The organism is Kitasatospora misakiensis, from assembly GCF_042656005.1.
GTDB classification, from domain to species: Bacteria; Actinomycetota; Actinomycetes; order Streptomycetales; family Streptomycetaceae; genus Kitasatospora; species Kitasatospora misakiensis.
The window spans coordinates 71,636-96,212 of sequence record NZ_JBHSOF010000008.1 but is presented as its reverse complement, the minus strand read 5'-3'; the positions used below and the strand labels follow the sequence as shown (position 1 = coordinate 96,212).

The 24,577-nt window shown below is 73.4% G+C and carries 20 protein-coding genes and 1 pseudogene; 16 read left to right on the top strand and 5 right to left on the bottom strand.

Going from position 1 to position 24,577, the window contains the following annotated elements:
- Window positions 1–4: 4 nt before the first annotated feature.
- The 13 genes from ACFP3U_RS09335 (at window position 5) to ACFP3U_RS09275 (ending at window position 16,028) form a co-directional block, all read left to right on the top strand.
- Window positions 5–982: an aspartate carbamoyltransferase catalytic subunit gene (locus ACFP3U_RS09335; protein WP_380224831.1), complete on the top strand. Its 978-nt coding sequence runs from the start codon at window positions 5–7 to the stop codon at window positions 980–982.
- A gap of 26 nt (window positions 983–1,008) precedes the next feature.
- Window positions 1,009–2,313, top strand: a complete 1,305-nt coding sequence (locus ACFP3U_RS09330) for a dihydroorotase (protein WP_380224907.1) — start codon at window positions 1,009–1,011, stop codon at window positions 2,311–2,313.
- The gene (locus ACFP3U_RS09325) at window positions 2,310–2,906 is read left to right on the top strand and encodes a PH-like domain-containing protein (RefSeq protein WP_380224830.1); all 597 of its coding nucleotides are present in this window, start codon (window positions 2,310–2,312) and stop codon (window positions 2,904–2,906) included. The genes ACFP3U_RS09330 and ACFP3U_RS09325 overlap by 4 nt, the downstream gene beginning before the upstream one ends.
- On the top strand, window positions 2,903–4,108 hold the full coding sequence (gene carA / locus ACFP3U_RS09320) for a glutamine-hydrolyzing carbamoyl-phosphate synthase small subunit (RefSeq protein WP_380224829.1): 1,206 nt from the start codon (window positions 2,903–2,905) through the stop codon (window positions 4,106–4,108). Before ACFP3U_RS09325 ends, carA begins: the two co-directional genes overlap by 4 nt.
- Window positions 4,101–7,412: a carbamoyl-phosphate synthase large subunit gene (gene carB, locus ACFP3U_RS09315; protein WP_380224828.1), complete on the top strand. Its 3,312-nt coding sequence runs from the start codon at window positions 4,101–4,103 to the stop codon at window positions 7,410–7,412. Before carA ends, carB begins: the two co-directional genes overlap by 8 nt.
- Before the next feature lie 66 nt (window positions 7,413–7,478).
- On the top strand, window positions 7,479–8,591 hold the full coding sequence (locus ACFP3U_RS09310) for a quinone-dependent dihydroorotate dehydrogenase (RefSeq protein WP_380224827.1): 1,113 nt from the start codon (window positions 7,479–7,481) through the stop codon (window positions 8,589–8,591).
- A gap of 28 nt (window positions 8,592–8,619) precedes the next feature.
- Window positions 8,620–9,453, top strand: a complete 834-nt coding sequence (gene pyrF / locus ACFP3U_RS09305) for an orotidine-5'-phosphate decarboxylase (protein WP_380224826.1) — start codon at window positions 8,620–8,622, stop codon at window positions 9,451–9,453.
- Window positions 9,454–9,812: 359 nt separating this feature from the next.
- Complete coding sequence (gene mihF / locus ACFP3U_RS09300) at window positions 9,813–10,139, top strand: integration host factor, actinobacterial type (protein WP_030056187.1); 327 nt, start codon at window positions 9,813–9,815, stop codon at window positions 10,137–10,139.
- 48 nt (window positions 10,140–10,187) lie between these two features.
- Window positions 10,188–10,745, top strand: coding sequence for a guanylate kinase (gene gmk / locus ACFP3U_RS09295; RefSeq protein WP_380224825.1), 558 nt, complete (start codon window positions 10,188–10,190; stop codon window positions 10,743–10,745).
- Between the two features lie 40 nt (window positions 10,746–10,785).
- Window positions 10,786–11,052: a DNA-directed RNA polymerase subunit omega gene (rpoZ, locus tag ACFP3U_RS09290; protein ID WP_030240625.1), complete on the top strand. Its 267-nt coding sequence runs from the start codon at window positions 10,786–10,788 to the stop codon at window positions 11,050–11,052.
- A 168-nt stretch (window positions 11,053–11,220) separates the two neighbouring features.
- Window positions 11,221–12,456: a bifunctional phosphopantothenoylcysteine decarboxylase/phosphopantothenate--cysteine ligase CoaBC gene (coaBC, locus tag ACFP3U_RS09285; RefSeq protein WP_380224824.1), complete on the top strand. Its 1,236-nt coding sequence runs from the start codon at window positions 11,221–11,223 to the stop codon at window positions 12,454–12,456.
- Between the two features lie 152 nt (window positions 12,457–12,608).
- Window positions 12,609–13,832: a methionine adenosyltransferase gene (metK, locus tag ACFP3U_RS09280; protein ID WP_380224823.1), complete on the top strand. Its 1,224-nt coding sequence runs from the start codon at window positions 12,609–12,611 to the stop codon at window positions 13,830–13,832.
- 108 nt (window positions 13,833–13,940) lie between these two features.
- Entirely contained in the window at window positions 13,941–16,028 is a 2,088-nt protein-coding gene (locus ACFP3U_RS09275; protein WP_380224822.1) for a primosomal protein N', read from the top strand.
- Between the two features lie 452 nt (window positions 16,029–16,480).
- Here ACFP3U_RS09275 and ACFP3U_RS09270 read toward each other — a convergent pair.
- Window positions 16,481–16,826, bottom strand: a pseudogene (locus tag ACFP3U_RS09270) (hypothetical protein); the annotation flags it as partial.
- A gap of 241 nt (window positions 16,827–17,067) precedes the next feature.
- Here ACFP3U_RS09270 and def point away from each other — a divergent pair.
- From def to ACFP3U_RS09255, 3 genes are all read left to right on the top strand, one after another.
- Window positions 17,068–17,613, top strand: a complete 546-nt coding sequence (gene def / locus ACFP3U_RS09265) for a peptide deformylase (protein WP_380224821.1) — start codon at window positions 17,068–17,070, stop codon at window positions 17,611–17,613.
- Window positions 17,614–17,692: 79 nt separating this feature from the next.
- Window positions 17,693–18,655, top strand: coding sequence for a methionyl-tRNA formyltransferase (fmt, locus tag ACFP3U_RS09260; protein WP_380224820.1), 963 nt, complete (start codon window positions 17,693–17,695; stop codon window positions 18,653–18,655).
- A gap of 71 nt (window positions 18,656–18,726) precedes the next feature.
- The gene (locus tag ACFP3U_RS09255; RefSeq protein ID WP_380224818.1) at window positions 18,727–20,208 is read left to right on the top strand and encodes an RsmB/NOP family class I SAM-dependent RNA methyltransferase; all 1,482 of its coding nucleotides are present in this window, start codon (window positions 18,727–18,729) and stop codon (window positions 20,206–20,208) included.
- Between the two features lie 84 nt (window positions 20,209–20,292).
- Here the strand turns inward: ACFP3U_RS09255 and ACFP3U_RS09250 are convergent, their stop codons facing one another.
- From ACFP3U_RS09250 to ACFP3U_RS09235, 4 genes are all read right to left on the bottom strand, one after another.
- Window positions 20,293–21,270: a LysR family transcriptional regulator gene (locus tag ACFP3U_RS09250; protein WP_380224817.1), complete on the bottom strand. Its 978-nt coding sequence runs from the start codon at window positions 21,268–21,270 to the stop codon at window positions 20,293–20,295.
- A 601-nt stretch (window positions 21,271–21,871) separates the two neighbouring features.
- On the bottom strand, window positions 21,872–22,810 hold the full coding sequence (locus ACFP3U_RS09245; protein WP_380224816.1) for a hypothetical protein: 939 nt from the start codon (window positions 22,808–22,810) through the stop codon (window positions 21,872–21,874).
- Between the two features lie 78 nt (window positions 22,811–22,888).
- Window positions 22,889–23,245 carry a DUF6204 family protein gene (locus ACFP3U_RS09240; RefSeq protein WP_380224815.1) on the bottom strand — a complete coding sequence of 119 codons (357 nt, stop codon included), beginning with the start codon at window positions 23,243–23,245 and terminating at the stop codon, window positions 22,889–22,891.
- Window positions 23,246–23,341: 96 nt separating this feature from the next.
- Window positions 23,342–24,559 (bottom strand): MFS transporter, encoded by a 1,218-nt coding sequence (locus ACFP3U_RS09235; RefSeq protein WP_380224905.1) that lies wholly within the window; start codon window positions 24,557–24,559, stop codon window positions 23,342–23,344.
- Between the last annotated feature and the right edge of the window lie 18 nt (window positions 24,560–24,577).

Here is a 24,577-nt window from a genome sequence, read left to right as displayed (position 1 = left end):
CCGCGTGAAGCGCCATCTCGTGTCCGCCGCCGATCTCACCCGCGACGACGCGCTGCTCATCCTGGACACCGCCGAGGAACTCGCCCAGCTCTCCGGCCGGGCGGTCAAGAAGCTCCCCACCCTCCGCGGCCGCACCGTGGTCAACCTGTTCTTCGAGGACTCGACCCGCACCAAGACCTCCTTCGAGGTCGCCGAGAAGCGGCTCTCCGCCGACGTCATCAACTTCTCCGCCAAGGGCTCCTCGGTCTCCAAGGGCGAGAGCCTCAAGGACACCGCCCTCACCCTCCAGGCGATGGGCGCCGACGCGGTCGTCATCCGGCACCACGCCTCCGGCGCGCCGGCCCGCCTGGCCCAGTCCGACTGGCTGCACGGCAGCGTCATCAACGCCGGTGACGGTACCCACGAGCACCCCACCCAGGCGCTGCTCGACGCCTTCACCATGCGCCGCCACCTCAACCCGGGCGTCGGCCACGACCTCGCCGGGCGGCGGGTGACCATCGTCGGCGACATCCTGCACAGCCGGGTCGCCCGCTCCAACGTCCACCTGCTCACCACGCTCGGCGCCCAGGTCACCTTCGTCGCCCCGCCGACCCTGCTGCCGATCGGCATCGAGAACTGGCCGTGCGAGGTCAGCTACGACCTGGAGAGCGTGCTCCCGAAGACCGACGCGCTGATGATGCTCCGGGTCCAGCGCGAGCGGATGAACGCCGCGTTCTTCCCCACCGAGCGCGAGTACACCCGCCGCTACGGCGTGGACGGCCCCCGGATGGCCCAGCTGCCCGAGCACGCCATCGTCATGCACCCCGGCCCGATGGTCCGCGGCATGGAGATCACCGCCGAGGTCGCCGACTCGCCGCGCTGCACCGTGGTCGAGCAGGTCGCCAACGGCGTCTCCGTCCGGATGGCCGTGCTCTACCTGCTGCTCGGCGGAGCCACCCTCGCCGACACCCCCCGTACCGAATCCGGCGAGACCGCCCAGTGAACGAGCGAAGCGAGCGAACCACCACTATGGTCACCTACCTGATCCGCAACGCCCAGATCCTCGGCGGCGCTCCGCAGGACCTCCACCTCGTCGACGGTGCGATCGCGGCGATCGGCGCCGGTCTGGACGCCCAGGCCGACATCGAGATCGACGCCACCGGGCTGATCGTCCTGCCCGGCCTGGTCGACCTGCACACCCACCTGCGCGAGCCCGGCCGGGAGGACGCCGAGACCGTCCTCACCGGCACCCGCGCCGCCGCCATGGGCGGCTTCACCGCCGTCCACGCCATGGCCAACACCTTCCCGGTGGCCGACACCGCCGGCGTGGTCGAGCAGGTCTGGCGGCTCGGCCAGGAGTCCGGCTACTGCGACGTCCAGCCGGTCGGTGCCGTCACCGTCGGCCTGGAGGGCAAGAAGCTCGCCGAGCTGGGCGCCATGCACGAGTCCGCCGCCGGCGTCCGGGTCTTCTCCGACGACGGCAAGTGCGTCGACGACGCGGTGATCATGCGCCGCGCGCTGGAGTACGTGAAGGCCTTCGACGGTGTCGTCGCCCAGCACGCCCAGGAGCCGCGGCTGACCGAGGGCGCCCAGATGAACGAGGGCCAGGTCTCCGGCGAGCTCGGCCTGGGCGGCTGGCCGGCCGTCGCCGAGGAGGCGATCATCGCCCGCGACGTGCTGCTCGCCGCGCACGTCGGCTCCCGGCTGCACATCTGCCACGTCTCCACCGCCGGCTCGGTCGAGATCATCCGCTGGGCCAAGGCCAAGGGCTGGGACGTCACCGCCGAGGTCACCCCGCACCACCTGCTGCTGACCGACGAGCTGGTCCGCTCCTACGACCCGGTCTACAAGGTCAACCCGCCGCTGCGCACCGCCGAGGACGTCCAGGCGCTGCGCAAGGCGCTGGCCGACGGCACCATCGACGCCGTCGCCACCGACCACGCGCCGCACCCGGCCGAGGACAAGGACTGCGAGTGGGCCGTGGCCGCGATGGGCATGGTCGGCCTGGAGACCGCGCTCTCCGTGGTGCAGCAGACCATGGTCGACACCGGCCTGCTGAACTGGGAGGGCGTCGCCGACCGGATGTCGCACCGCCCGGCCCGGATCGGCCGTCTCGCCGGGCACGGCCGGCCGATCTCGCTGGGTGAGCCGGCCAACCTGGTGCTGTTCGATCCCGCGTACCGTGGTGCCGTGAACCCCGAAAGTTTCGCCAGCCGTTCCCGCAACACCCCCTACCAGGGCCTCGACCTGCCCGGCCGGGTGCACGCCACCTTCCTGCGCGGCACCGCCACGGTGCTGGCCGGCGAGCTGGTCGAGCAGGGCGGTCTCGCGTGAGCTCCGGTGCCCTGCTGGCCCAGGAGCAGGCCAGGGTCGCCAACTGGCCCGGGTACATCGGCTGGACGGTCGGCCTGCTGCTGATCATCGGCCTGATCTACTGGCTGATGCGCCAGGGCTGGAACTGGCGCCGCACCCTGCAGTCCGGCATCCCCCCTCTGCCCGCCGTGCCGGACCGCGCCGGGCGGACCATCCTGGAGGGCAGCGGCCGGTACCACGGCACCACCACCGCCGGGAACTGGCTCGACCGGGTCGTCGCGCACGGCCTGGGCACCCGCAGCCGCGCCGATCTGACCCTCGGCGAGCACGGCCTGCTGGTGCGGCGCCCCGGCGACGTCGACTTCTGGATCCCCGCCGAGCACCTGACCGGTGCCCGGACGGACTCCGGAATCGCCGGCAAGGTCGTACCGGCCGGAATCCTCGTCGTCACCTGGACGCTGCCCGGCCCCGCGGCCGGGGAGGCCTCCGGGGCGACCGACCTGGACTCCGGGTTCCGGCTCGACCACCCCGACGAGCACGCCGCCTGGGTCGAGGCGATCGCTCGGTTCGCACCACGTACGACGACGAAGAAGACGGAAGAGGCCGCGTCATGACCGCACCTGCCCCCACCACGCAGCGCCAACGGCGGGAGCGCCAGTTCTCAGAGCGTGCGGCTGCCGTGCTCGTCCTGGAGGACGGCCGGACCTTCCGGGGCCAGGCCTACGGCGCGACCGGCGAGACCTTCGGCGAGGCGGTCTTCAACACCGGCATGTCCGGCTACCAGGAGACCCTCACCGACCCGTCCTACCACCGCCAGGTGGTCGTGATGACCGCCCCCCAGATCGGCAACACCGGCTGGAACGACGAGGACGACGAGTCGAAGCGGATCTGGGTCGCCGGGTACGTCGTCCGGGATCCCTCCCGGGTCGCCTCCAACTGGCGCTCGCGCCGCTCGCTGGACGAGGAACTGGTCAACCAGGGCATCGTCGGCATCAGCGGCATCGACACCCGGGCGCTCACCCGCCACCTGCGCGAGCGCGGCGCGATGCGCTGCGGCATCTTCTCCGGCGAGGCCCTGGCCGACCCGGCCGCGCTGCTCGCCAAGGTGCAGTCCTCGCCCGAGATGAAGGGCGCCGACCTGTGCGCCGAGGTCGCCACCACCGAGCCGTACGTGGTGCCCGCGATCGGTGAGAAGAAGTTCACCGTCGCCGCCCTGGACCTCGGTATCAAGGCGATGACCCCGCAGCGGATGGCCGAGCGCGGCATCGAGGTGCACGTGCTGCCCGCCGACGCGACGATCGAGGACGTCTACGCCGTCAACCCCGACGGTGTGTTCTTCTCCAACGGTCCGGGCGACCCGGCCACCGCCGACCACCAGGTCGCCGTGGCGCAGGGCGTGCTGGAGCGGAAGACCCCGTTCTTCGGGATCTGCTTCGGCAACCAGATCCTCGGCCGGGCGCTGGGCTTCGGCACCTACAAGCTCAAGTACGGCCACCGCGGCATCAACCAGCCGGTGCAGGACCGCACCACCGGCAAGGTCGAGGTGACCGCCCACAACCACGGCTTCGCCGTGAACGCGCCGCTGGACAAGGTCAGCGACACCCCCTACGGGCGGGTCGAGGTCTCCCACGTCTGCCTCAACGACGACGTGGTCGAGGGCCTCCAGGCACTCGACGTGCCGGCCTTCAGCGTGCAGTACCACCCCGAAGCGGCTGCCGGCCCGCACGACGCGGCCTACCTCTTCGACCGTTTCGTCGAGCTCATGCGAGGCGACGACCAGCACAGCGTGAACCACATGGAGGGCCCGCGTGCCTAAGCGCACTGACATCAAGTCCGTCCTGGTCATCGGGTCCGGCCCGATCGTGATCGGCCAGGCCGCCGAGTTCGACTACTCGGGCACGCAGGCGTGTCGCGTCCTCAAGGCCGAGGGCCTGCGGGTCGTCCTGGTGAACTCCAACCCGGCGACGATCATGACCGACCCGGAGATCGCCGACGCCACCTACGTCGAGCCGATCACCCCCGAGTTCGTCGAGAAGATCATCGCCAAGGAGCGCCCCGACGCGCTGCTGCCCACCCTGGGCGGGCAGACCGCGCTCAACACCGCGATCTCCCTGCACGCGGCCGGGACGCTGGAGAAGTACGGCGTCGAGCTGATCGGCGCCGACGTCGAGGCGATCAACAAGGGCGAGGACCGCGAGCTGTTCAAGGGCGTCGTCGAGGCGGTCAACGCCAAGATCGGCCACGGCGAGTCCGCCCGCTCGGTCATCTGCCACACCATGGACGAGGTGCTCGCCGGGGTCGACACCCTGGGCGGCTACCCGGTCGTCGTCCGCCCCTCCTTCACCATGGGCGGCGCCGGCTCCGGCTTCGCCCACCACGAGGAGGACCTGCGCCGTATCGCCGGTCAGGGCCTGACGCTCTCCCCGACCACCGAGGTGCTCCTGGAGGAGTCCATCCTCGGCTGGAAGGAGTACGAGCTGGAGCTGATGCGCGACAAGAGCGACAACGTCGTGGTCGTCTGCTCCATCGAGAACTTCGACCCGATGGGCGTGCACACCGGTGACTCGATCACCGTCGCCCCGGCGATGACGCTCACCGACCGTGAGTACCAGATCCTGCGCGACATCGGCATCGCCGTGATCCGCGAGGTCGGCGTCGACACCGGCGGCTGCAACATCCAGTTCGCCGTCAACCCCGACGACGGCCGGGTCATCGTCATCGAGATGAACCCGCGCGTGTCGCGCTCCTCGGCGCTGGCCTCCAAGGCCACCGGCTTCCCGATCGCCAAGATCGCCGCCAAGCTGGCCGTCGGCTACACCCTGGACGAGATCTCCAACGACATCACCGAGGAGACCCCGGCCTCCTTCGAGCCGACCCTCGACTACGTCGTGGTCAAGGTGCCGCGGTTCGCGTTCGAGAAGTTCCCGAGCGCCGACGCCACCCTCACCACCACCATGAAGTCGGTCGGCGAGGCGATGGCCCTGGGCCGCAACTTCCCCGAGGCCCTGCAGAAGGCGCTGCGCTCGCTGGAGAAGAAGGGCTCCCAGTTCAGCTGGGTCGGCCCGGTGGGCGACAAGGCCGAGCTGCTGGCCAAGGCGGTCGTGCCGACCGACGGCCGGATCAACACCGTCATGCAGGCCGTCCGCGCCGGCGCCACCCCGGAGGAGGTGTTCGAGGCCACCCGGATCGACCCGTGGTTCGTCGACCAGCTCTTCCTGCTCGACGAGATCGCCGGCGAGCTGGCCGAGGCCCCCGAGCTCACCCCCGAGCTGCTCCGCCACGCCAAGCGGCACGGCTTCTCCGACCAGCAGGTCGGCGAGATCCGCGGCCTGCGCCCGGACGTGGTCCGCGAGGTCCGGCACGCGCTGGGCATCCGCCCGGTGTTCAAGACCGTCGACACCTGCGCGGCCGAGTTCGCGGCGAAGACCCCGTACTTCTACTCGTCCTACGACGAGGAGAACGAGGTCGCCCCGCGCACCAAGCCCGCGGTGATCATCCTCGGCTCCGGCCCGAACCGCATCGGCCAGGGCATCGAGTTCGACTACTCCTGCGTGCACGCCTCCTTCGCGCTCGCCGACGCCGGGTACGAGACCGTCATGGTCAACTGCAACCCGGAGACCGTCTCCACCGACTACGACACCTCCGACCGGCTCTACTTCGAGCCGCTCACCCTGGAGGACGTGCTGGAGATCGTCCACGCCGAGCAGCAGGCCGGCCCGCTCGCCGGTGTGATCGTCCAGCTCGGCGGCCAGACCCCGCTGGGCCTGGCCCAGGCGCTCAAGGACAACGGCGTGCCGATCGTCGGCACCCAGCCCGAGGCCATCGACCTGGCCGAGGAGCGCGGCGCCTTCGGCCGCGTGCTGCGCGACGCGGGCCTGCCCGCCCCCAAGCACGGCACCGCCTTCTCCTTCGAGGAGGCCAAGGCCATCGCCGACGAGATCGGCTACCCGGTGCTCGCCCGCCCGTCCTACGTGCTCGGCGGCCGCGGCATGGAGATCGTCTACGACGAGGAGTCGCTCGCCTCCTACCTGGAGCGGCACGCCGGTCTGATCTCCGAGCACCCGGTGCTGATCGACCGCTTCCTCGACGACGCGGTGGAGATCGACGTCGACGCCCTCTACGACGGCACCGAGCTGTACCTCGGCGGCGTCATGGAGCACATCGAGGAGGCCGGCATCCACTCCGGCGACTCCGCCTGCGCCCTGCCGCCGATCACCCTCGGCGGGTACGACATCAAGCGGCTGCGCGCCTCCACCGAGGCGATCGCCCGCGGCGTCGGGGTGCGCGGTCTGATCAACATCCAGTTCGCGCTCTCCGGTGACATCCTGTACGTCCTGGAGGCCAACCCGCGCGCCTCGCGCACCGTGCCGTTCACCTCCAAGGCGACCGCGGTGCCGCTGGCCAAGGCCGCCGCCCGGGTCTCGCTCGGCGCCACCATCGCCGAGCTGCGCGCCGAGGGCATGCTCCCGGCCGAGGGCGACGGCGGCACCCTGCCGGCCGACGCCCCGATCGCGGTCAAGGAGGCCGTGATGCCGTGGAGCCGCTTCCGCGACGTCCACGGCCGCGGCGTGGACACCGTCCTCGGCCCGGAGATGCGCTCCACCGGCGAGGTCATGGGCCTGGACCGGGTGTTCGGCACCGCGTACGCGAAGGCCCAGGCCGGCGCGTACGGCGCCCTCCCGACCAAGGGCAAGGTCTTCGTCTCGGTCGCCAACCGGGACAAGCGCAACCTGGTCTTCCCCGCCCGGGCACTGGTCAGCCTCGGCTTCGAGGTGCTCGCCACCGCCGGCACCGCCGAGGTGCTCCAGCGCGGCGGCATCCCGTCCACGCTGGTGCGCAAGCACAGCGAGGGCGAGGGCCCGAACGGCGAGCGGACCATCGTCCAGCTGATCCACGACGGTGAGGTCGACCTCATCATCAACACGCCGTACGGCACCGGTGGCCGCCTCGACGGCTACGAGATCCGCACCGCCGCGGTCGCCCGCGCGGTGCCCTGCCTGACCACCGTGCAGGCCATGGGCGCCGCCGTCCAGGGCATCGACCGGCTGCTGCGCGACGAGGTCGGCGTGATGTCGCTGCAGGAGCACGCCGAGCTGATCAACGCCGGCCGCGCCAAGTAGCACCACTCCAGTGGGGGGCACCAGTACCGCCGGGTGCCCCCCACTTCCATGCCCTGGGAGGATCTCGTGTACAAGCTGCTGTTCGACCTCGTCTTCAAGAAGATGGACCCCGAGAAGGCCCACCACCTGGCCTTCTTCTGGATCCGGCTGGCCTCCTCGGTGCCCGGTCTGCGCGGCCTCGTCCGGCTGGTGCTCGCCCCCCGCGACCGGGCGCTGCGCACCGACGCCCTCGGTCTCGCGCTGCCCGGCCCGTTCGGCCTGGCGGCCGGCTTCGACAAGAACGGCGTCGGCATCGACGGCCTGTCGATGCTCGGCTTCGACTACGTCGAGATCGGCACCGTCACCGGCGAGGCGCAGCCGGGCAACCCGCAGCCGCGGCTCTTCCGGCTGGTCGAGGACCGCGCGCTGATCAACCGGATGGGCTTCAACAACCAGGGCTCGGCCCGGGTCGCCGCCCGGCTCGCGGCGCGCCCGCACACCACCTCGACCCCGGTCGTCGGCGTCAACATCGGCAAGACCAAGCTGGTCGAGGAGGCCGACGCGGTCGCCGACTACGTGAAGTCCACCGAGCGGCTCGCCCGCTACGCCGACTACCTGGTGGTCAACGTCAGCTCGCCGAACACCCCCGGGCTGCGCAACCTCCAGGCCGTCGAGCACCTGCGCCCGCTGCTGAGCGCGGTGCGCGAGGCCGCCGACCGGACCACCCCGCACCGCGTGCCGCTGCTCGTCAAGATCGCCCCCGACCTGGCCGACGAGGACATCGACGAGGTCGCCGACCTGGCCCTGGAGCTGGGCCTGGACGGCATCATCGCGACCAACACCACGATCGGCCGCGAGGGCCTGCGCAGCGACGCCGGCCGGGTGAAGGAGATCGGCATGGGCGGCCTGTCCGGCGCCCCGCTCAAGGAGCGCGCCCTGGAGGTCCTCCAGCGGCTGCGCGCCCGCACCGAAGGCCGGCTGACGCTGGTCTCGGTCGGCGGCATCGAGACGGCCGAGGACGCCTGGCAGCGGATCGTCCACGGCGCCGACCTCGTCCAGGGCTACAGCGCCTTCATCTACGAGGGCCCGCTCTGGTGCCGGCGTATCCACAGGGGCCTGTCCGCCCGCGTCCGGGCCGGCGGCTTCCGCAGCCTGGCCGCGGCCGTCGGCAGCGCCGTCGACGCCCGCCCGGCCGCCTGAACCCCGCTACTCCCCCCGGAAGGACGTCATGACCCTCGCCCCCTTCGGCGCCCGGCTGCGCCACGCCCTCGACACCCGCGGCCAGCTCTGCGTGGGAATCGACCCGCACGCCTCCCTGCTCGCCGGCTGGGGCCTGGAGGACACCGTGGCGGGCCTGGAGACCTTCAGCCGCACCGTGGTCGAGGCGCTGGCCGGCCGGGTGGCCGTGCTCAAGCCGCAGGCCGCCTTCTTCGAGCGCTTCGGCTCCCGCGGCGTCGCCGTCCTGGAGAAGTCCGTCGAGGAGGCCAGGGCGGCCGGCGCGCTCGTCCTGATGGACGCCAAGCGCGGCGACATCGGCTCCACCATGGCCGCCTACGCCGAGGCCTTCCTGTCGCCCGGCAGCCCGCTCTTCTCGGACGCCGTCACGGTCAGCCCCTACCTGGGCTTCGGCTCGCTGCGCCCGGCGCTCGACCTCGCGAAGGCCAACGGCGCGGGCGTGTTCGCGCTGGCGCTCACCTCCAACCCGGAGGGCGCCGAGGTGCAGCGCGCGCTCGGCGCCGACGGCGAGCCGGTCGCGGCCTCGGTGCTGCGGCAGCTGGCCGCCGAGAACGCCGGGGCCGAGCCGCTGGGCTCGTTCGGCGCGGTGGTCGGCGCGACCCTGGCCGACGCCGGCGTGGACCTGGCGATCAACGGCCCGCTGCTCGCCCCCGGCATCGGCGCCCAGGGCGCGACCATGGCCGACCTGCCGCGGGTGTTCGGCGCCTCGGTGCGCAACGTCGTCCCGAGCGTCAGCCGGGACGTGCTCAGGCACGGCCCCTCGGTGGCGGCGCTGAGCTCGGCCGCCGACCGTTTTGTCCAGGAGTACGCCGACGCGGTCAAGTAGCGGACGGCACGGCGGGGTTCGTCCCGGCGGACGCTCCGCAGCACCGCCGTGACGGGTTGCGACGCGGTCGCGCCGCCCCGGCTCGACGTGAGCGCCGTCACATCGGTGCCGCCAAAGGTTCGCAATCACGGTCATTTTGCCCGGGAAAGTCCTGGTCGGCCTTGGCTGACCAGGACTTTTCGTGTTCTTTTCCTGACGCGGCGCCGCAATCCGGGTAGTGTCCGGCGATAGGTCATCGAGGAGCCGCGAATCTTGCTGCTCCCGCAGGTCAGGGGCGGCGAGTCCGCTCTCCGACCGGTGTCCTGGGAACCACAACAGTCAGAGTTCAATCCCTTCCATCCACACCTGAGGTGAACGGCGTGGCTCTTCCGCCCCTTACCCCTGAACAGCGCACTGCCGCGCTCGCCAAGGCCGCCGAGGCTCGCCGGGAGCGCGCCGAGGTCAAGAACCGGCTCAAGCACTCCGGCGCCTCCCTGCACGAGGTGATCAAGGCCGGCAAGGCCGACAACGACGTGATCGGCAAGATGAAGGTCTCCGCCCTGCTGGAGTCCCTGCCGGGCGTGGGCAAGGTCCGCGCCAAGCAGATCATGGAGCGGCTCGGCATCTCCGAGAGCCGTCGTGTCCGTGGTCTCGGGACGAACCAGATCGCCTCCCTGGAGCGGGAGTTCGGCGGCGGTGCCGCCTGACCGTGCCCCGTGGTCCCGGGATCGCCCGCGATCCGGGATAATCGGTGCATGAGTGAGCGTCCGCGGCTGACCGTGCTCTCCGGCCCCTCGGGGGTCGGCAAGAGCACGGTCGTCGCTCATATGAGGAAGCAGCACCCCGAGGTCTGGCTCTCGGTGTCGGCGACGACCCGCCACCCGAGGCCGGGCGAGCAGCACGGGGTCCAGTACCACTTCGTCGACAACGACGAGTTCGACAAGCTGATCGCCAACGGTGAGCTGCTGGAGTGGGCCGTGTTCGCGGGCAACCGCTACGGCACCCCTCGGGCGGCGGTCCAGGAGAAGCTGGAGCGCGGCGAGCCCGTGCTGCTGGAGATCGACCTGCAGGGTGCCCGCCAGGTGCGCGAGTCCATGCCGGAGGCGCAGCTGGTCTTCCTGGCCCCGCCGAGCTGGGACGAGCTGGTCCGCCGGCTCACCGGCCGGGGCACCGAGCCGCAGGACGTGATCGCGAAGCGCCTTGAGGCCGCGAAGGTCGAGCTGGCCGCCGAGCCGGAGTTCGACACCACCCTGGTCAACACCTCCGTCGAGCAGGTGGCGAGCGAACTGCTAGCCTTGCTCGGTGTAGGCTGACCTGTCTGTTGTCTTTTCCACCCTTTCGGAAGGTTTTCGCGTGTCCTCTTCCATGACCGCGCCCGAGGGCATCATCAACCCGCCGATCGACGAGCTGCTTGAGGCCACCGACTCCAAGTACAGCCTGGTGATCTACGCGGCCAAGCGTGCGCGTCAGATCAACGCGTACTACTCCCAGCTCGGCGAGGGCCTGCTGGAGTACGTCGGCCCGCTGGTCGACACCCACGTGCACGAGAAGCCGCTGTCGATCGCGCTCCGCGAGATCAACGCCGGCATGCTGACCGCCGAGGCGATCGAGGCCGCCTGAGGCGCCTCCACCCGCGTGGAAGGGCCCATCGGAGTTCGCTCCGGCGGGCCCTTCGTCGTGCCCGTGGGGGCCGGGGGAGGGTCGTGGGGGGTGCCGCGTGCGGGTGATCGTCGGCGGGCCGTAGGGTTGGCAGGCACCTGAGGACCGCCGAGAGGAGAGCTGGGGACCATGAGCGGCAGCACGGAGCAGGCGGGCGCGCCACGCGTCGTCCTCGGCGTCAGCGGCGGCATCGCGGCGTACAAGGCGTGCGAGCTGCTGCGGCGGTTCACCGAGTCCGGGCACCAGGTCACCGTGGTGCCCACCGCGGCGGCCCTGCACTTCGTCGGCGAGGCCACCTGGGCGGCGCTCTCCGGCCGCCCGGCGGCCACCGAGACCTGGGAGAACGTGCACGAGGTGCCGCACGTGCGGATCGGGCAGCACGCCGACCTGGTCGTGGTCGCCCCGGCCACCGCCGACCTGATGGCCAAGGCCGCCCACGGGCTCGCCGACGACCTGCTGACCAACACCCTGCTCACCGCCCGCTGCCCGGTCGTCCTGGCGCCCGCGATGCACACCGAGATGTGGGAGCACCCGGCCACCCGGGAGAACGTCGCCACCCTGCGCCGCCGGGGCGTGATCGTGCTGGAGCCCGCCAGCGGGCGGCTGACCGGCAAGGACACCGGCAAGGGCCGGCTGCCCGAGCCGGCCGCGATCTTCGACGCCTGCCGGGCCGTGCTCCGCTACGGCGGCGAGCGGACCGACCTGGCCGGCCGGCACGTGGTGGTCTCGGCCGGCGGCACCCGCGAGCCGCTCGACCCGGTCCGCTACCTCGGCAACCGCTCCTCCGGCAAGCAGGGCTACGCGCTCGCCGCCACCGCGGCCGCCCGGGGCGCCCGTGTGACGTTGATCTCGGCCAATGCCGCGCTGCCCGATCCGGCCGGGGTGGACGTGGTCCGGGTGGCGACCGCGCTGGAGCTGCGGGACGCCGCGCTGAAGGCGGCCGAGGACGCGGACGCGGTGGTCATGGCCGCCGCGGTCGCCGACTTCCGGCCCGCGGTCTACGCCGCCGGCAAGATCAAGAAGGTCGAGGGCGTCGAACCGGCGCCGGTCGCGCTCGTCCGCAATCCCGACGTCCTCGCCGAGCTCTCCGTCCGCCGCACCCGTTCGGGCCAATTGGTGGTGGGTTTCGCCGCGGAGACCGACGACGTCCTCGCCAACGGCCGCGCCAAGCTCGCGCGCAAGGGCTGCGACCTGCTGGTGGTCAACGAGGTGGGGGACGGCAAGGCCTTCGGCCAGGACGTCAACGAGGCCGTGGTGCTGGGCGCCGACGGCACCGAGACGCCTGTTCCGGTGGGCCCCAAGGAGGCTCTCGCGGACGTCGTCTGGGACCTGGTCGCGGAACGGCTAGAACTGCTCGCCGACTGATCTCGAAGGGTGGGCGGACGGTCTCCGATTGCGGAATCGCGTGACGATTCTCGGAGGCTGACCGTTAGACTCCAGGAATCAAGTCTTTCCGGAAGTCCCCGGTTCCGACCGGGGCCTTTCAGTCAGCAGCCGCTGCAACCCCAGGGAGCGCTGTGTCTCGCCGCCTGTTCACCTCGGAGTCCGTCACCGAGGGCCACCCCGACAAGATCGCTGACCAGATCAGCGACACGATCCTTGACGCTCTCCTCCGCGAGGACCCGACCTCCCGGGTCGCGGTGGAGACGCTCATCACCACCGGCCAGGTGCACGTGGCCGGCGAGGTGACCACCAAGGCGTACGCGCCGATCGCGCAGCTCGTCCGGGACAAGATCCTGGAGATCGGTTACGACAGCTCCAAGAAGGGCTTCGACGGCGCCTCCTGCGGCGTTTCCGTCTCGATCGGCGCCCAGTCGCCGGACATCGCCCAGGGCGTCGACACCGCGTACGAGGCTCGGGTCGAGGGGTCCGCCCAGGGGGACGACACAGACGACCTGGACCGGCAGGGCGCCGGCGACCAGGGCCTGATGTTCGGCTACGCGTCCGACGAGACGCCCGAGCTCATGCCGCTGCCGATCACGCTGGCCCACCGGCTCTCGCGCCGCCTCACCGAGGTCCGCAAGAACGGCACCATCCCCTACCTGCGCCCCGACGGCAAGACCCAGGTCACCATCGAGTACGACGGCGACAAGGCCGTCCGCCTCGACACCGTGGTCGTCTCCACCCAGCACGCCAGCGACATCGACCTGGAGTCGCTGCTCACCCCGGACATCCGCGAGTTCGTCGTGGAGCCGGAGCTGAAGGCGCTGGCCGAGCAGGGCATCAAGCTCGTCACCGAGGACTACCGGCTGCTGGTCAACCCGACCGGCCGCTTCGAGATCGGCGGCCCGATGGGCGACGCCGGCCTCACCGGCCGCAAGATCATCATCGACACCTACGGCGGCATGGCCCGCCACGGCGGCGGCGCCTTCTCCGGCAAGGACCCGTCCAAGGTGGACCGCTCGGCCGCGTACGCGATGCGCTGGGTGGCGAAGAACATCGTCGCCGCCGGCCTCGCCCGCCGCGCCGAGGTGCAGGTCGCGTACGCGATCGGCAAGGCCGAGCCGGTCGGCCTGTTCGTGGAGACCTTCGGCACCGAGACCGTCCCGGTCCTCACCATCCAGAAGGCCGTCACCGAGGTCTTCGACCTGCGTCCGGCCGCGATCATCCGCGACCTGGACCTGCTGCGCCCGATCTACTCGCAGACCGCCGCGTACGGCCACTTCGGCCGTGAGCTGCCGGACTTCACCTGGGAGCGGACCGACCGCGTCGAGCAGCTGAAGAAGGCCGTCGAGGCCTGACGCCCCGGCGCACCCGGAATTGATTCGCCGCAGGCGGGCGGCGCCCCCCCCCGGGGGGGTGCCCCCCGCCTGCGGTTTCTGTCGGTGGGGTTTGATGTACTAGGGGCGATGAGTAGCACGCAGGGGAGTGACGAGGGCGGGGCGCCGGAGCAGTTGGCGTTCATCCGGGAGACGGTCCGCCGGGCCAAGCCGCGCACCTGGCACGGGGCCAAGCGGGCCGAGCACCTGCCGGTCGCCCGGGTGGTCGTCGACAAGGGCGTGCTCACCATCGACAAGTTCTTCGACTACGAGGTGCCCGCCGCCATGGCGGAGGAGGCGCAGCCCGGGGTGCGGGTGCGGGTGCGTTTCGGAGCGCGCGTGGTCAAGGGCCAGCGCGAGGGGGGGGAACTGCACGACGGTTTCATCGTCGCCCGGCTGGAGAAGAGCGACTTCGCCGGGCCGCTCGCCCCGCTCGCGCAGGTGCTCTCGCCCGAACCGGTGCTCACCCCGCAGCTGCTCCGGCTCTGCCGCACCGTCGCCGACCGGTACGCGGGCACCCTCGCCGACGTCCTGCAGCTCGCCGTCCCGCCCCGGCACGCCAAGGCGGAGGCCGAGGACTCGCCGCCACCGCTGCCGCGCCCGGACGCGCCCGCGCCCGGCGGCTGGTCCCGCTACCCGGCCGGGCCGGAGTTCCTGGGCTCGCTGGCCGCCGGCGGGGCGCCGCGCGCCGTCTGGACGGCGCTGCCCGGCCCCGGCTGGCCGTACGAGATCGCCCGCGCTGTCGCGGCCACCCTGGCGAGCGGGCGCGGCGCGCTGGTCGTCGTGCCGGACGGCCGCTCGGTGGCCCGGGTCGACCGGGCGCTGACCGAACTGCTCGGCGAGGGCCGGCACGCCGTCCTGGCCGCCGACCTCGGCCCGCGCGAGCGCTACCGGCGGTGGCTCACGGTCAGCCGGGGTTCGGTGCGCGCGGCCGTCGGCACCCGGGCGGCGATGTTCGCGCCCGTGCACGACCTCGGACTGCTGGTCGTCTGGTCCGACGGCGACTCCAGCCACAGCGACCCGCGCGCCCCGCACCCGCATGTCCGCGAGGTCGCCCTGCTGCGTGCGGCGGAGGAGGGCGCGGCCGTGCTGGTCGGCGGGCACGTGGTCACCGTGGAGGGCGCCCAGCTGGTGCGCACCGGGTGGGCGCGGGCGCTGACCGCCGACCGGGAGACGGTCCGCCGGACGGCGCCGCGGGTGCGCACCGTCACCGACCAGGACCAGCACCGGGACGCCGCCGCGCAGGCCGCCCGGCTGCCCTCGATCGCCTGGGAGGCGGCCCGGGAGGGCCTGGCGGCCGGCGGGCCGGTGCTCATCCAGGTGCCCCGGCGCGGCTATGTGCCCCGGCTGGCCTGCGGGCGCTGCCGCACGCCCGCGCGCTGCCGGCGCTGCGAGGGCCCGCTGGAGGCGGCCGGTGCGGACGCGCCGCTGCACTGCGGGTGGTGCGGGGAGGACGAGCGGGACTGGCACTGTCCGGAGTGCGGCTCGTTCCGGCTGCGGGCGCAGGTGGTGGGGGACCGGCGGACGGCCGAGGAGCTCGGCAAGGCGTTCCCCCGGGTGACGGTCCGCACCTCCGGACGGGACGCGGTGCTGGCCACCGTGCCGGACGAGCCCGCGCTGGTGATCTCCACGCCCGGCGCCGAGCCGGTCGTCGACGGCGGCGGCGGGTACGCGGCGGCGCTGCTGCTGGACGGCTGGGCGCTGCTGAGCCGCCCTGACCTGCGGTCCGGGGAGGAGGCGCTGCGGCTCTGGCTGGCCGCCGCCGCGCTGGTCCGGTCGGCCGGCGAGGGCGGGACGGTGGTGGTGGTCGCCGAGCCGACCGCGCGGCCGGTGCAGGCGCTGGTGCGCTGGGACCCGCTCGGGCACGCCGGGCTGGAGCTCGACGAGCGGGCCCAGCTGCACTTCCCGCCGGTCGCCCGGATGGCCTCGGTGACCGGCAGCCCGGCGGCGGTGGCGGACCTGCTGAACCTGGTCCGGCTGCCGCAGGACGCGGACGTGCTGGGGCCGGTGCCGGTGGCGGCGCTGCGCGGGGAGGAGCAGGAGCGCGCGCTGCTGCGGGTGCCGCCCGGGCAGGGGGCGGCGCTGGCGGCGGCGCTGAAGGCGGCGCAGATCGCGCGGATCGCGTTGCGGACGCCGGAGGCGGTGAAGGTGCGGATCGATCCGACGGACATCGGCTGAGCGCGGGTCCGGCGGGTTCTGGTCCGGCGGGTGCGGTGCGGCGGGTCAGGCGGGGCCGGACGGCCGGTGAGGGGCGCGGTGCTCGTACCCGCGGCCCTCACCCGGCGTCCGGGTGGTGTGTCAGCTGCGCAGCGGGACGCCGGAGCGGTCGAGGGTGCCGCGGTCCAGGGCGGTGCGGTCCAGGGCGGTGCGGTCCAGGGCGGTGTGGTCCAGGCCGCCCTGGCGGGCGGCCGGGACGGTCGTGGCCAGGCCGGTCGGCGCGGGGGAGCGGTCGCGCTCCGGCGTGTGGGACGGCGTGTGGGCCGCGGCGGGGTGCGACGGCGTGTGGGCGGCGGGGAGCGCCGCCGGGTGGGCCGTCGGGTGGGCCCCGGGGTGGCCCGGGAGCTCCTCGGAGCGGTCCGGGCGGGTCGGGTTCGGCACCGCGCCGCCCGCCGCCAGCAGCTCGCTGGTCGGCCGGCGCATCCCGTACCGGCGGTGCACCGCCTGCTTGGTCACCCCGAGGGCCGAGCCCACCGAGTCCCAGGAGAAGCCCAGCGCGCGGTCGAACTCGACCGCCGCCGCCACCAGCGTCTCGACGCTCTCGCGCAGCTCCTGCGCCAGCCGCACCGTCGGCGCGGGAGCCCGCCCGTACACCACGAAGCCCGCCGAGGTGCTCGGGCGACGCGGCCGGTAGACGTTGCCCAACTGGGCGGTGAGTGTCCGCAGCGCGTCGACCTGGCGCCTCACCCGCTCGATGTCCCGCACCAGCAGGTGCAGGCTCGCCCGCGCCCGGGCGTCGTGATTGATCTGCTCGGCCATGGCCTACGTGCCACCTTCCGTACGGTTCGGCTCGACCGGAACGCCCTTGCCGCGCGCTCCGGCCCCGGTCAATCCCCCTTGACCAACGCCGGACGGCCGCCGGGGTCACGCAGGCGGGGTGACCGGGATATGCCAGAACCCCGTGCGAGCGGATTGCATAGACTTGCCGACGGCCGCGCGCCCGCCGCCCGGACCGCTCGTTGCCAGCAGCCCGCACCCCGACGGACAGGAGCCCGCACCCGTGGCGATCCAGCCGATCCGCATCTTCGGAGACCCCGTCCTGCGCGCCACCGCCCAGCCCGTCACCACCTTCGACAAGGAGCTCCGCACCCTCGTCGCGGACCTCACGGACACCATGCTCGACGCCCCCGGCGCCGGTCTGGCCGCACCCCAACTCGGCGTCTCCCTACGGGTGTTCACCTATCACGTGGACGGCGTCACCGGGCACCTGATCAACCCGGACCTGTCGCTCAGCGAGGAGGAGCAGGAGGGCCCCGAGGGCTGTCTGTCGCTGCCGGGCCTGCGCTACGACACCCGGCGCGCGTACGGCGTGGTCGCCCGGGGCTTCAACATGTACGGCGACCCGGTCACCGTCGAGGGCACCCAACTGCTCGCCCGCTGCATCCAGCACGAGACCGACCACCTCGACGGAATCATCTTCATCGACCGCCTCGACACCGGGCAGCGGAAGGCCGCGCTCAGGGCGATACGGGAATCGGACTGGGGTTCGGGCCCCGCGCCGGTGGTCAAGGTCTCCCCGCACAGCACCTTCGGCGCGGCGCGCTGAGCGGCCCGCCGGCCGACGTCGACGCCGTCCTGCGTCAACTCCGAACTTACGTCAACTCCGCACTGCAGAAAGGCACTTGATGCGCCTCGTGTTCGCCGGCACCCCCGAGGTCGCCGTTCCCGCCCTGGACGCCCTGCTCGCCTCCGACCGGCACGAGGTCGTCGCGGTGGTCACCCGCCCCGACGCCCCCTCCGGCCGCGGTCGCAAGCTCGTCGCCAGCCCCGTCGCCCAGCGCGCCGAGGAGGCCGGGATCGAGGTCCTCAAGCCGGCGAAGCCGAGCGACCCCGACTTCGTCGCCCGGCTCACCGAGCTCGCCCCCGACTGCTGCCCGGTCGTCGCCTACGGCGCGCTGCTGCGCCCCGGCACCCTGGAGATCCCGAAGCACGGCTGGGTCAACCTGCACTTCTCGCTGCTCCCCGCCTGGCGCGGTGCCGCTCCCGTCCAGCACGCGGTGATGGCCGGCGACGAGGTCACCGGCGCGTCCACCTTCCTGATCGAGCAGGGCCTCGACTCCGGCCCGGTCTACGGCGTGATCACCGAGGAGGTCCGCCCCGCCGACACCAGCGGGGACCTGCTCGACCGGCTCGCCCACTCCGGCGCCCGGCTGCTCGCCGCCACCATGGACGGCATCGCCGACGGCAGCCTGCACGCCGTCCCGCAGCCCGCCGAGGGCATCACCCTCGCCCCGAAGATCAGCGTCGAGGACGCCCGGATCGACTGGACCGCGCCCGCCCTGCGGGTCGACCGGGTGGTGCGCGGCTGCGCGCCCGCCCCCGGCGCCTGGACCGAGTTCCGCGGTGAGCGGCTCAAGATCACCGGACCGGTCGCCCTGCTGCCGGACTCCGCCGGGCTCGCGCCGGGCGAGCTGGCCGTCGGCAAGAACAGCGTGCGGGTCGGCACCGGCAGCCACGAGGTCGAGCTGGGCGAGGTGCGGCCGCAGGGCAAGAAGGCCATGCGGGCGGCGGACTGGGCGCGCGGCGCGCGCATCGAGTCCGGCGAGCGCCTGGGCGAGCGCGCCGGTGAGGGCTCGGGCGCGAGCTGAGTCGCGTCGCGTTTCGCGTTACTGTTCGAGAGATCCAGAAATAGCCCCCGCAGCACTTTGAGGCACATCCCATGAGCACGCCCAGCAGTACCCACGGTCGTTCCGGCAGTTCCGGTGGCCCTGGCGGTCCCGGCGGGAAGCGCGCGCCGAGGCCGCACCGGCGCCCGAAGAAGGACCCCGCCCGGATCGTCGCCTTCCGCGCCCTGCGGGCCGTCGACGAGCGCGACGCCTACGCCAACCTCATCCTGCCCTCGCTGCTCCGCGAGGCCGAGCAGAAGGGCATGGACCGGCGCGACGCCGCGCTCGCCACCGAGCTGGTCTACGGCACCCTCCGGCTCCAGGGCACCTACGACGCGGTCATCGCCGCCTGCATCGACCGCCCGCTCAGCAAGGTCGACCCGCCGGTCCTCGACGTCCTCTCGCTCGGCGCCCACCAGTTGCTCACCACCCGCATCCCCAGCCACGCCGCCGTCTCGGCCACCGTCGAACTCGCCCGGGTCGTGCTCGGCGACGGCAAGGCCAAGTTCGTCAACGCCGTGCTGCGCCGGATCAGCGCCCACGACCTGGACGCGTGGATCGAGCGGGTCGCCCCGCCGTACGAGAAGGACGCCGAGGACCACCTCGCCGTCGTGCACTCCCACCCGCGCTGGGTGGTCGCCGCGCTCTGGGACTCGCTCGGCCGCTGGCAGCCCGAGGCCGCCGGCCGCGCCGCCGTCGAGGAACTGCTCCGCGCCGACAACGGGCGCCCCGAGGTCACCCTGATCGCCCGCCCCGGCCGGGCCACCGTCGAGGAGCTGGCCGAGGCCCTGCCGGAGGCCGAACCGGGCCGCTGGTCCCCGTTCGCGCTGCGGCTCGCCGAAGGCGGCGACCCGGGCTCCGTCGCGGCGGTGCAGGAGAACCGGGCCGGCGTCCAGGACGAGGGCAGCCAGCTGGTCGCCCTCGCCCTCGCCGCCGCGCCGCTGGACGGCCCCGACCGGCTCTGGCTCGACGGCTGCGCCGGCCCCGGCGGCAAGGCCGCGCTGCTCGCCGCGCTCGCCGCGGAGCGCGGCGCGGCGCTGGTCGCCAGCGAGAAGCAGCCGCACCGGGCCCGGCTGGTCGCCCGCGCCCTGGCGGGCAACCCCGGCCCGTACACCGTGATCGCCGCCGACGGCACCCGGCCGGCCTGGAAGTCCGGCGGCTTCGACCGGGTGCTCGTCGACGTGCCCTGCTCCGGGCTCGGCGCCCTGCGCCGCCGGCCGGAGGCCCGCTGGCGCCGCCGGCCCGAGGACGTCGCCGCCTTCGGGCCGCTCCAGCGGGACCTGCTGCGCTCGGCCGTCGAGGCCACCCGGGTCGGCGGCGTGGTCGGCTACGCGACCTGTTCGCCGCACCTCGCGGAGACCCGCGCGGTGGTGGACGACGTGCTGCGGACGGAGGGCGGGCGCGTCGAGTGGATCGACGCGCGGCCGCTGCTGCCCGGCGTCCCGTCCCTCGGCGACGGTCCCGACGTCCAGCTCTGGCCCCACCTGCACGGGACGGACGCGATGTACCTGGCGCTGCTGCGCCGCACGGCGTAACGGTGCTTCGGGCCGCCGGGGCGTGTGCTCCGGCGGCCCGTGTTGTGTCGGGGTGCGCGGGGGCTTGAAGACGGACCCTTGGCGTCAATGGGCGCTGAGGGCGGGGTGGTTGGCGGCGGGAAGCGGTTCGGCCTGGCGCCGGGCCGGTAGGGCGGGCTTGCCGGCGCGGGCGGTGACGACACCGCGGACCAGCTCGCGCAGCCAGCGGTGGCCCGCGTCCTGGTCGTTGCGCGGGTGCCAGGCCATGCTCAGCACCACCTCGGGCAGGTTCACCGGCAGGGGGAAGGTGCTCAGGCCGAGCGCCTCGGCCGCCGGCGTGCCGAGCCGGGCCGGAGCCAGGCCGACCAACTCGCTGTCGCGCAGCAGGAAGAGGGCCGCCGGGTAGCTCGGCACGCTGGCCACCACCCGCCGGGAGAGGCCGAGATCGGCGAGCCGCTGGTCGACCGGGCCCGGGCCGCGGCCGTGGCGGGAGACCGCGAGGTGGTCGGCGGCGGCGAACTGCTCGGCGGTGGGCGGCGTGCCGTTGGTCAGCGGGTGCCCGGTGCGGGCGATCCCCACCAGGCCGGTGGTGGTGAGCGGTTCGGTGCGGGTCTCGGGGTCGAGGTGCTCCGTCACCCCGACCTCCAGGTCGATCACACCGTCGCGCATCGCACTGGTGCCCTCCAGGTGGTCGCCGAGGAAGCGCAGGGTCACGGCCGGCGCCTGGGCGCGGACCGTCTCCACCAGGGTCGCGCCGATGGTGGTCAGCAGGACGTCACCGGTCTGCAGGGTGAACCGGCGGTTGAGTTCGGCGGGTTCGGCGGCGGCGCGCGGCACCAGGAGTGCCTGGCCCCGGCTGACCAGCGCCCGGACCTCCGCCCGCAGTTCCACCGCGCGCGGTGTGGGGACCAGCCCGCGGCCGGCCCGGACCAGCAGCGGATCGCCGAGCACCCGGCGCAGCCGCCCGAGCGTGCGGCTCATCGCCGGGGCCGAGGTGTGCAGCCGCTCGGCGGCACCTGTCACGCTGCCCTCCTCCAGCAGGGCGTCCAGGGCGACGAGCAGGTTGAGATCGAGGTCCGGCATGGAGTTCTCCGCTGGTGGTCGGTCGGCTGGGGTGGGGGGATGGTGGGGGGCGTGGATGACCAGACGTGGAAGTGGTGCTGACCAGGGTTTCGTGGGAGCGCATGACGACTCGGCATCTACCGTCGATCGTGACAACTCCCCTTTGGAGTGAAGGATCTGACGTGATGATTGACAATGACATGTTGGTGATGGCCTGCCAAGGAGGCCGTGTGCCGACCTTTCGTCCGACTTGCGGCGCACGCCGGCCGAGCCGGCCCGGCGAGCTGCCCGGGCTCCCCGCGCGCCGCCCGGGCGACGCCCCCGCGTGACCCCCCGGCCCGGCGGCGGGGGCGCCGAAGTGGTGACGGTCGGTCCGGATCATCGGACGGTGGTACATACCAATGGGCCTGCGGCGGTGGCGGGGCGGCGTGCGGGGCGGCGCGCGGAGGGGCTTGTGGAGCGGGGAGGGGAGTGGGGCGGGGAGCGGCGCGCCGGGGTGTGTGGGCCGGCGGAGGTGGCGGCGTGGGTCGGGTACGCCGACCAGGCGCACCTCACGAGGGAGGTGCGCCGGTGTCGGGGTGTCGCTGACGGTTCTGCTGGGCCGGGCGGCCGCGGGGCCCGGTCAGACGCCCCCGGGGGCGTCGTAGGCGCGGAGGGTGAGCAGCGCCTGGAGGGTGACGCCGGGGCGGGCCTCGGACTCGGTGGACGCGGACCAGCGTGCCCAGTGGATCGGCCAGCCGCCGTCCGGCTGCTGCTCGGTGGCGAGGTGGTCGAGGCCGCGGGCGAGTTCGGCGTCGGTGAACCAGGCGCGCGCCAGGCTGTCCGGTCGGCGGGCGTAGTCGTGCGGCAGGTGGTACTCGCCCGGTGCGTAGCCGGGGGAGAGTCGGGCCTCCTCGGGCCGGTCCGGGTCGAGCAGCACGATCCGCTGCTCGCGGACGAGTTCGCCCAGCCGGGCCGCTTCCCGTCGAGCCCAGGCGGTGTCCGGGGCGGCGTCGAGGAAGCGGATCGCGGCGCCCGCCTCGTACGGGTGGGTCTCGCGGAGGTTCTCGACGGCGGTGCGGCAGAAGGCGGTGGCGGCGGTGAGCCACGGGTGGACGATGCCTCGGCGGAGCAGCGGGGCGACGATCTGGCCGGTGGACAGCAGTGCGCCGATGGGCGGTTCGCCCTCTTCGGGTACCGGTACGAACGGCGGGTGCGGGTAGGGCCGCAGGCTCGGCAGGACGACGGGCACGCCGCCGTCGGGTGCGGCGACCGCCGCCAGCCAGTCGCAGACGCTCCGGGCGCGGGCCTCGTCCAGTGCCCCGGCCTCCTCCAGGACGAGCAGCGCGGTCGGCATGGCGATGGGCTGGGCGGCGGGCCCGCGCACATCCGGTTCGAGGCCGTAGGCGTAGCCGCCGTCGGTGGAGCGGTGGGCGTCGAGTGCGGCGAGGACGCCGACGGGGTCGCTCTCGCCGCCGAACAGGTGGGCGAAGCGCCGTTGTTCGAGGACGCGGCCGGAGGTCCAGAGGAACGCGGCGGCGCCGTCGAGCCGGGTGTCGGTGAGGCGTGCGGTGCGGGTCATGGCTCGACCGTAGGCGGCCCCGCGGCGGTGGTCTTGAACGATCCGGACACCGCCGCGGTGGTGTCGCGTCCGGCGGGTTCAGAGCTCGCGCGCGGCCGCTCGGCGCTGTCGCTTGCCGAGCGGGGCCTGGGAGAGGTCCTCGGCCTGGGAACGGAGGTTCTTGTAGCCGTAGCCGCGTGCGTCGAGCCAGCCGCGCGCGGACTGCTCGGCGCGCTCGGTGGCGTCGAGGATGTCCTCCTCCGCCTCGCCGGTGTCCTGGTAGCGGAAGGTGAAGACCGCGCGGGCGTTCAGGTCGTAGCTGAGGTGGCCCTCGGGGGTGAAGGCGGCGAAGAGGATGTCGTGCTCGGCCGCCCGGGACTGCAACTCGGCGTGCTGCTCGGGGGTGAGGCCGTCGAAGGCGCCGCGGACGGTGATGCGGAAGGTGCGGGTGGTCATCCGGCGAGCGTAGTTCGCGGGGCGGCGGGTGGGCGAAGGGTTTTCACCGGCCCCGGCCCGGCCCCGGCCCCGGTGTCAGAGGCCGGGGCGGGTCGCTCAGGCCTCGTGGAGGACGGCGTCGGCGGGTGCGGGTGCCGCTGCGGGTGCGAGGGCGGGCCAGGCGATCCGGGTGGCGCAGAGCGCGACGACCAGCGCCGAGGCCGCGACCACGCCCATGCCCCAGACCAGGCCGGTGGCGCTGGCGACGAAGCCGATCACGGCCGGGCCGGCGAGCAGGCCGGTGGTGCCGGTGGCGGCGACCAGCGCGAGCGCGTCGGAGCCCTGCCGGGCGGCGGCGACGTAGACGCACGGGGTGACGGCGGCGACGCCCAGGCCGACGCAGGCGAAGCCGATCAGGGCCGGGACGACACCGCCGACCAGCAGGGCGAGCGCCAGGCCGAGCCCGGCCACCGTGCTGCCGACGCGGACGATCCGGCCGTCGCCGAAGCGGGTGCGCCAGCCGTCGGCGAACAGCCGGGCGAGCACCATCATCACCGAGATGACGGCGATGCCCATCGGGGCCAGCTGGGGCGAGGCGTGGGCGACGTTCTTCAGGTAGAGGGCGGACCAGTCGTTCATGGCGCCCTCGGTGATGGTGCCGAAGACCATCGCGAGGCCCATCCAGACGGTGATCCGGGAGGGGAGCGGGATGCCGCGGCGCTTCGGGCGGCCGGCCCCGGCGGGCTCCGTGCTGGCGGCGGCCTCCGGCTCGTCCGCCAGCATGCCGGTCTGGGCGAGGAGGAGCAGCAGCGCGAGGACGCCGGAGGCGATCGCGAAGTGCGCGGACAGCGCGGTGGTGACGACGTTCACGCCGGAGGCGAGCAGGGCGGCCAGACCCAGGCCGGCACTGAAGGTGGCGTGCAGCCTGGACATCGCGGTGCGCCCGAAGCGGACCTCCAGCGCGGTGCCCTGGGCGTTCATCGCGACGTTCAGGAAGCCGACCGCGACGCCGTCGAGCGCGGCCACCAGCAGCAGCACGGGGAAGTTCGGGGCGAGGGTGAAGCCGGCCAGGACGAGGCCGAGGACGAGCGCGGAGACCGTGGCGAGGGTGCGCGAGCCGTACCGCTTCATCATCGTGGCGACGAGCGGGAAGGAGGCGGCGGCTCCGATGCCGGACGCCATCAGCAGCAGGCCGATCCGGCCGTCGCTCAGCTCGAACCGGGTCTTGAGGGCGGGCAGGCGGGAGACCCAGGTCGCGTACTGGAAGCCGAGGAAGCAGAACAGCGCTGCGATGGCCAGGTGCGCTCGCAGGAAGTCGTCGCGCACGCGGAGCATGTGCATCAGCCCGATTCG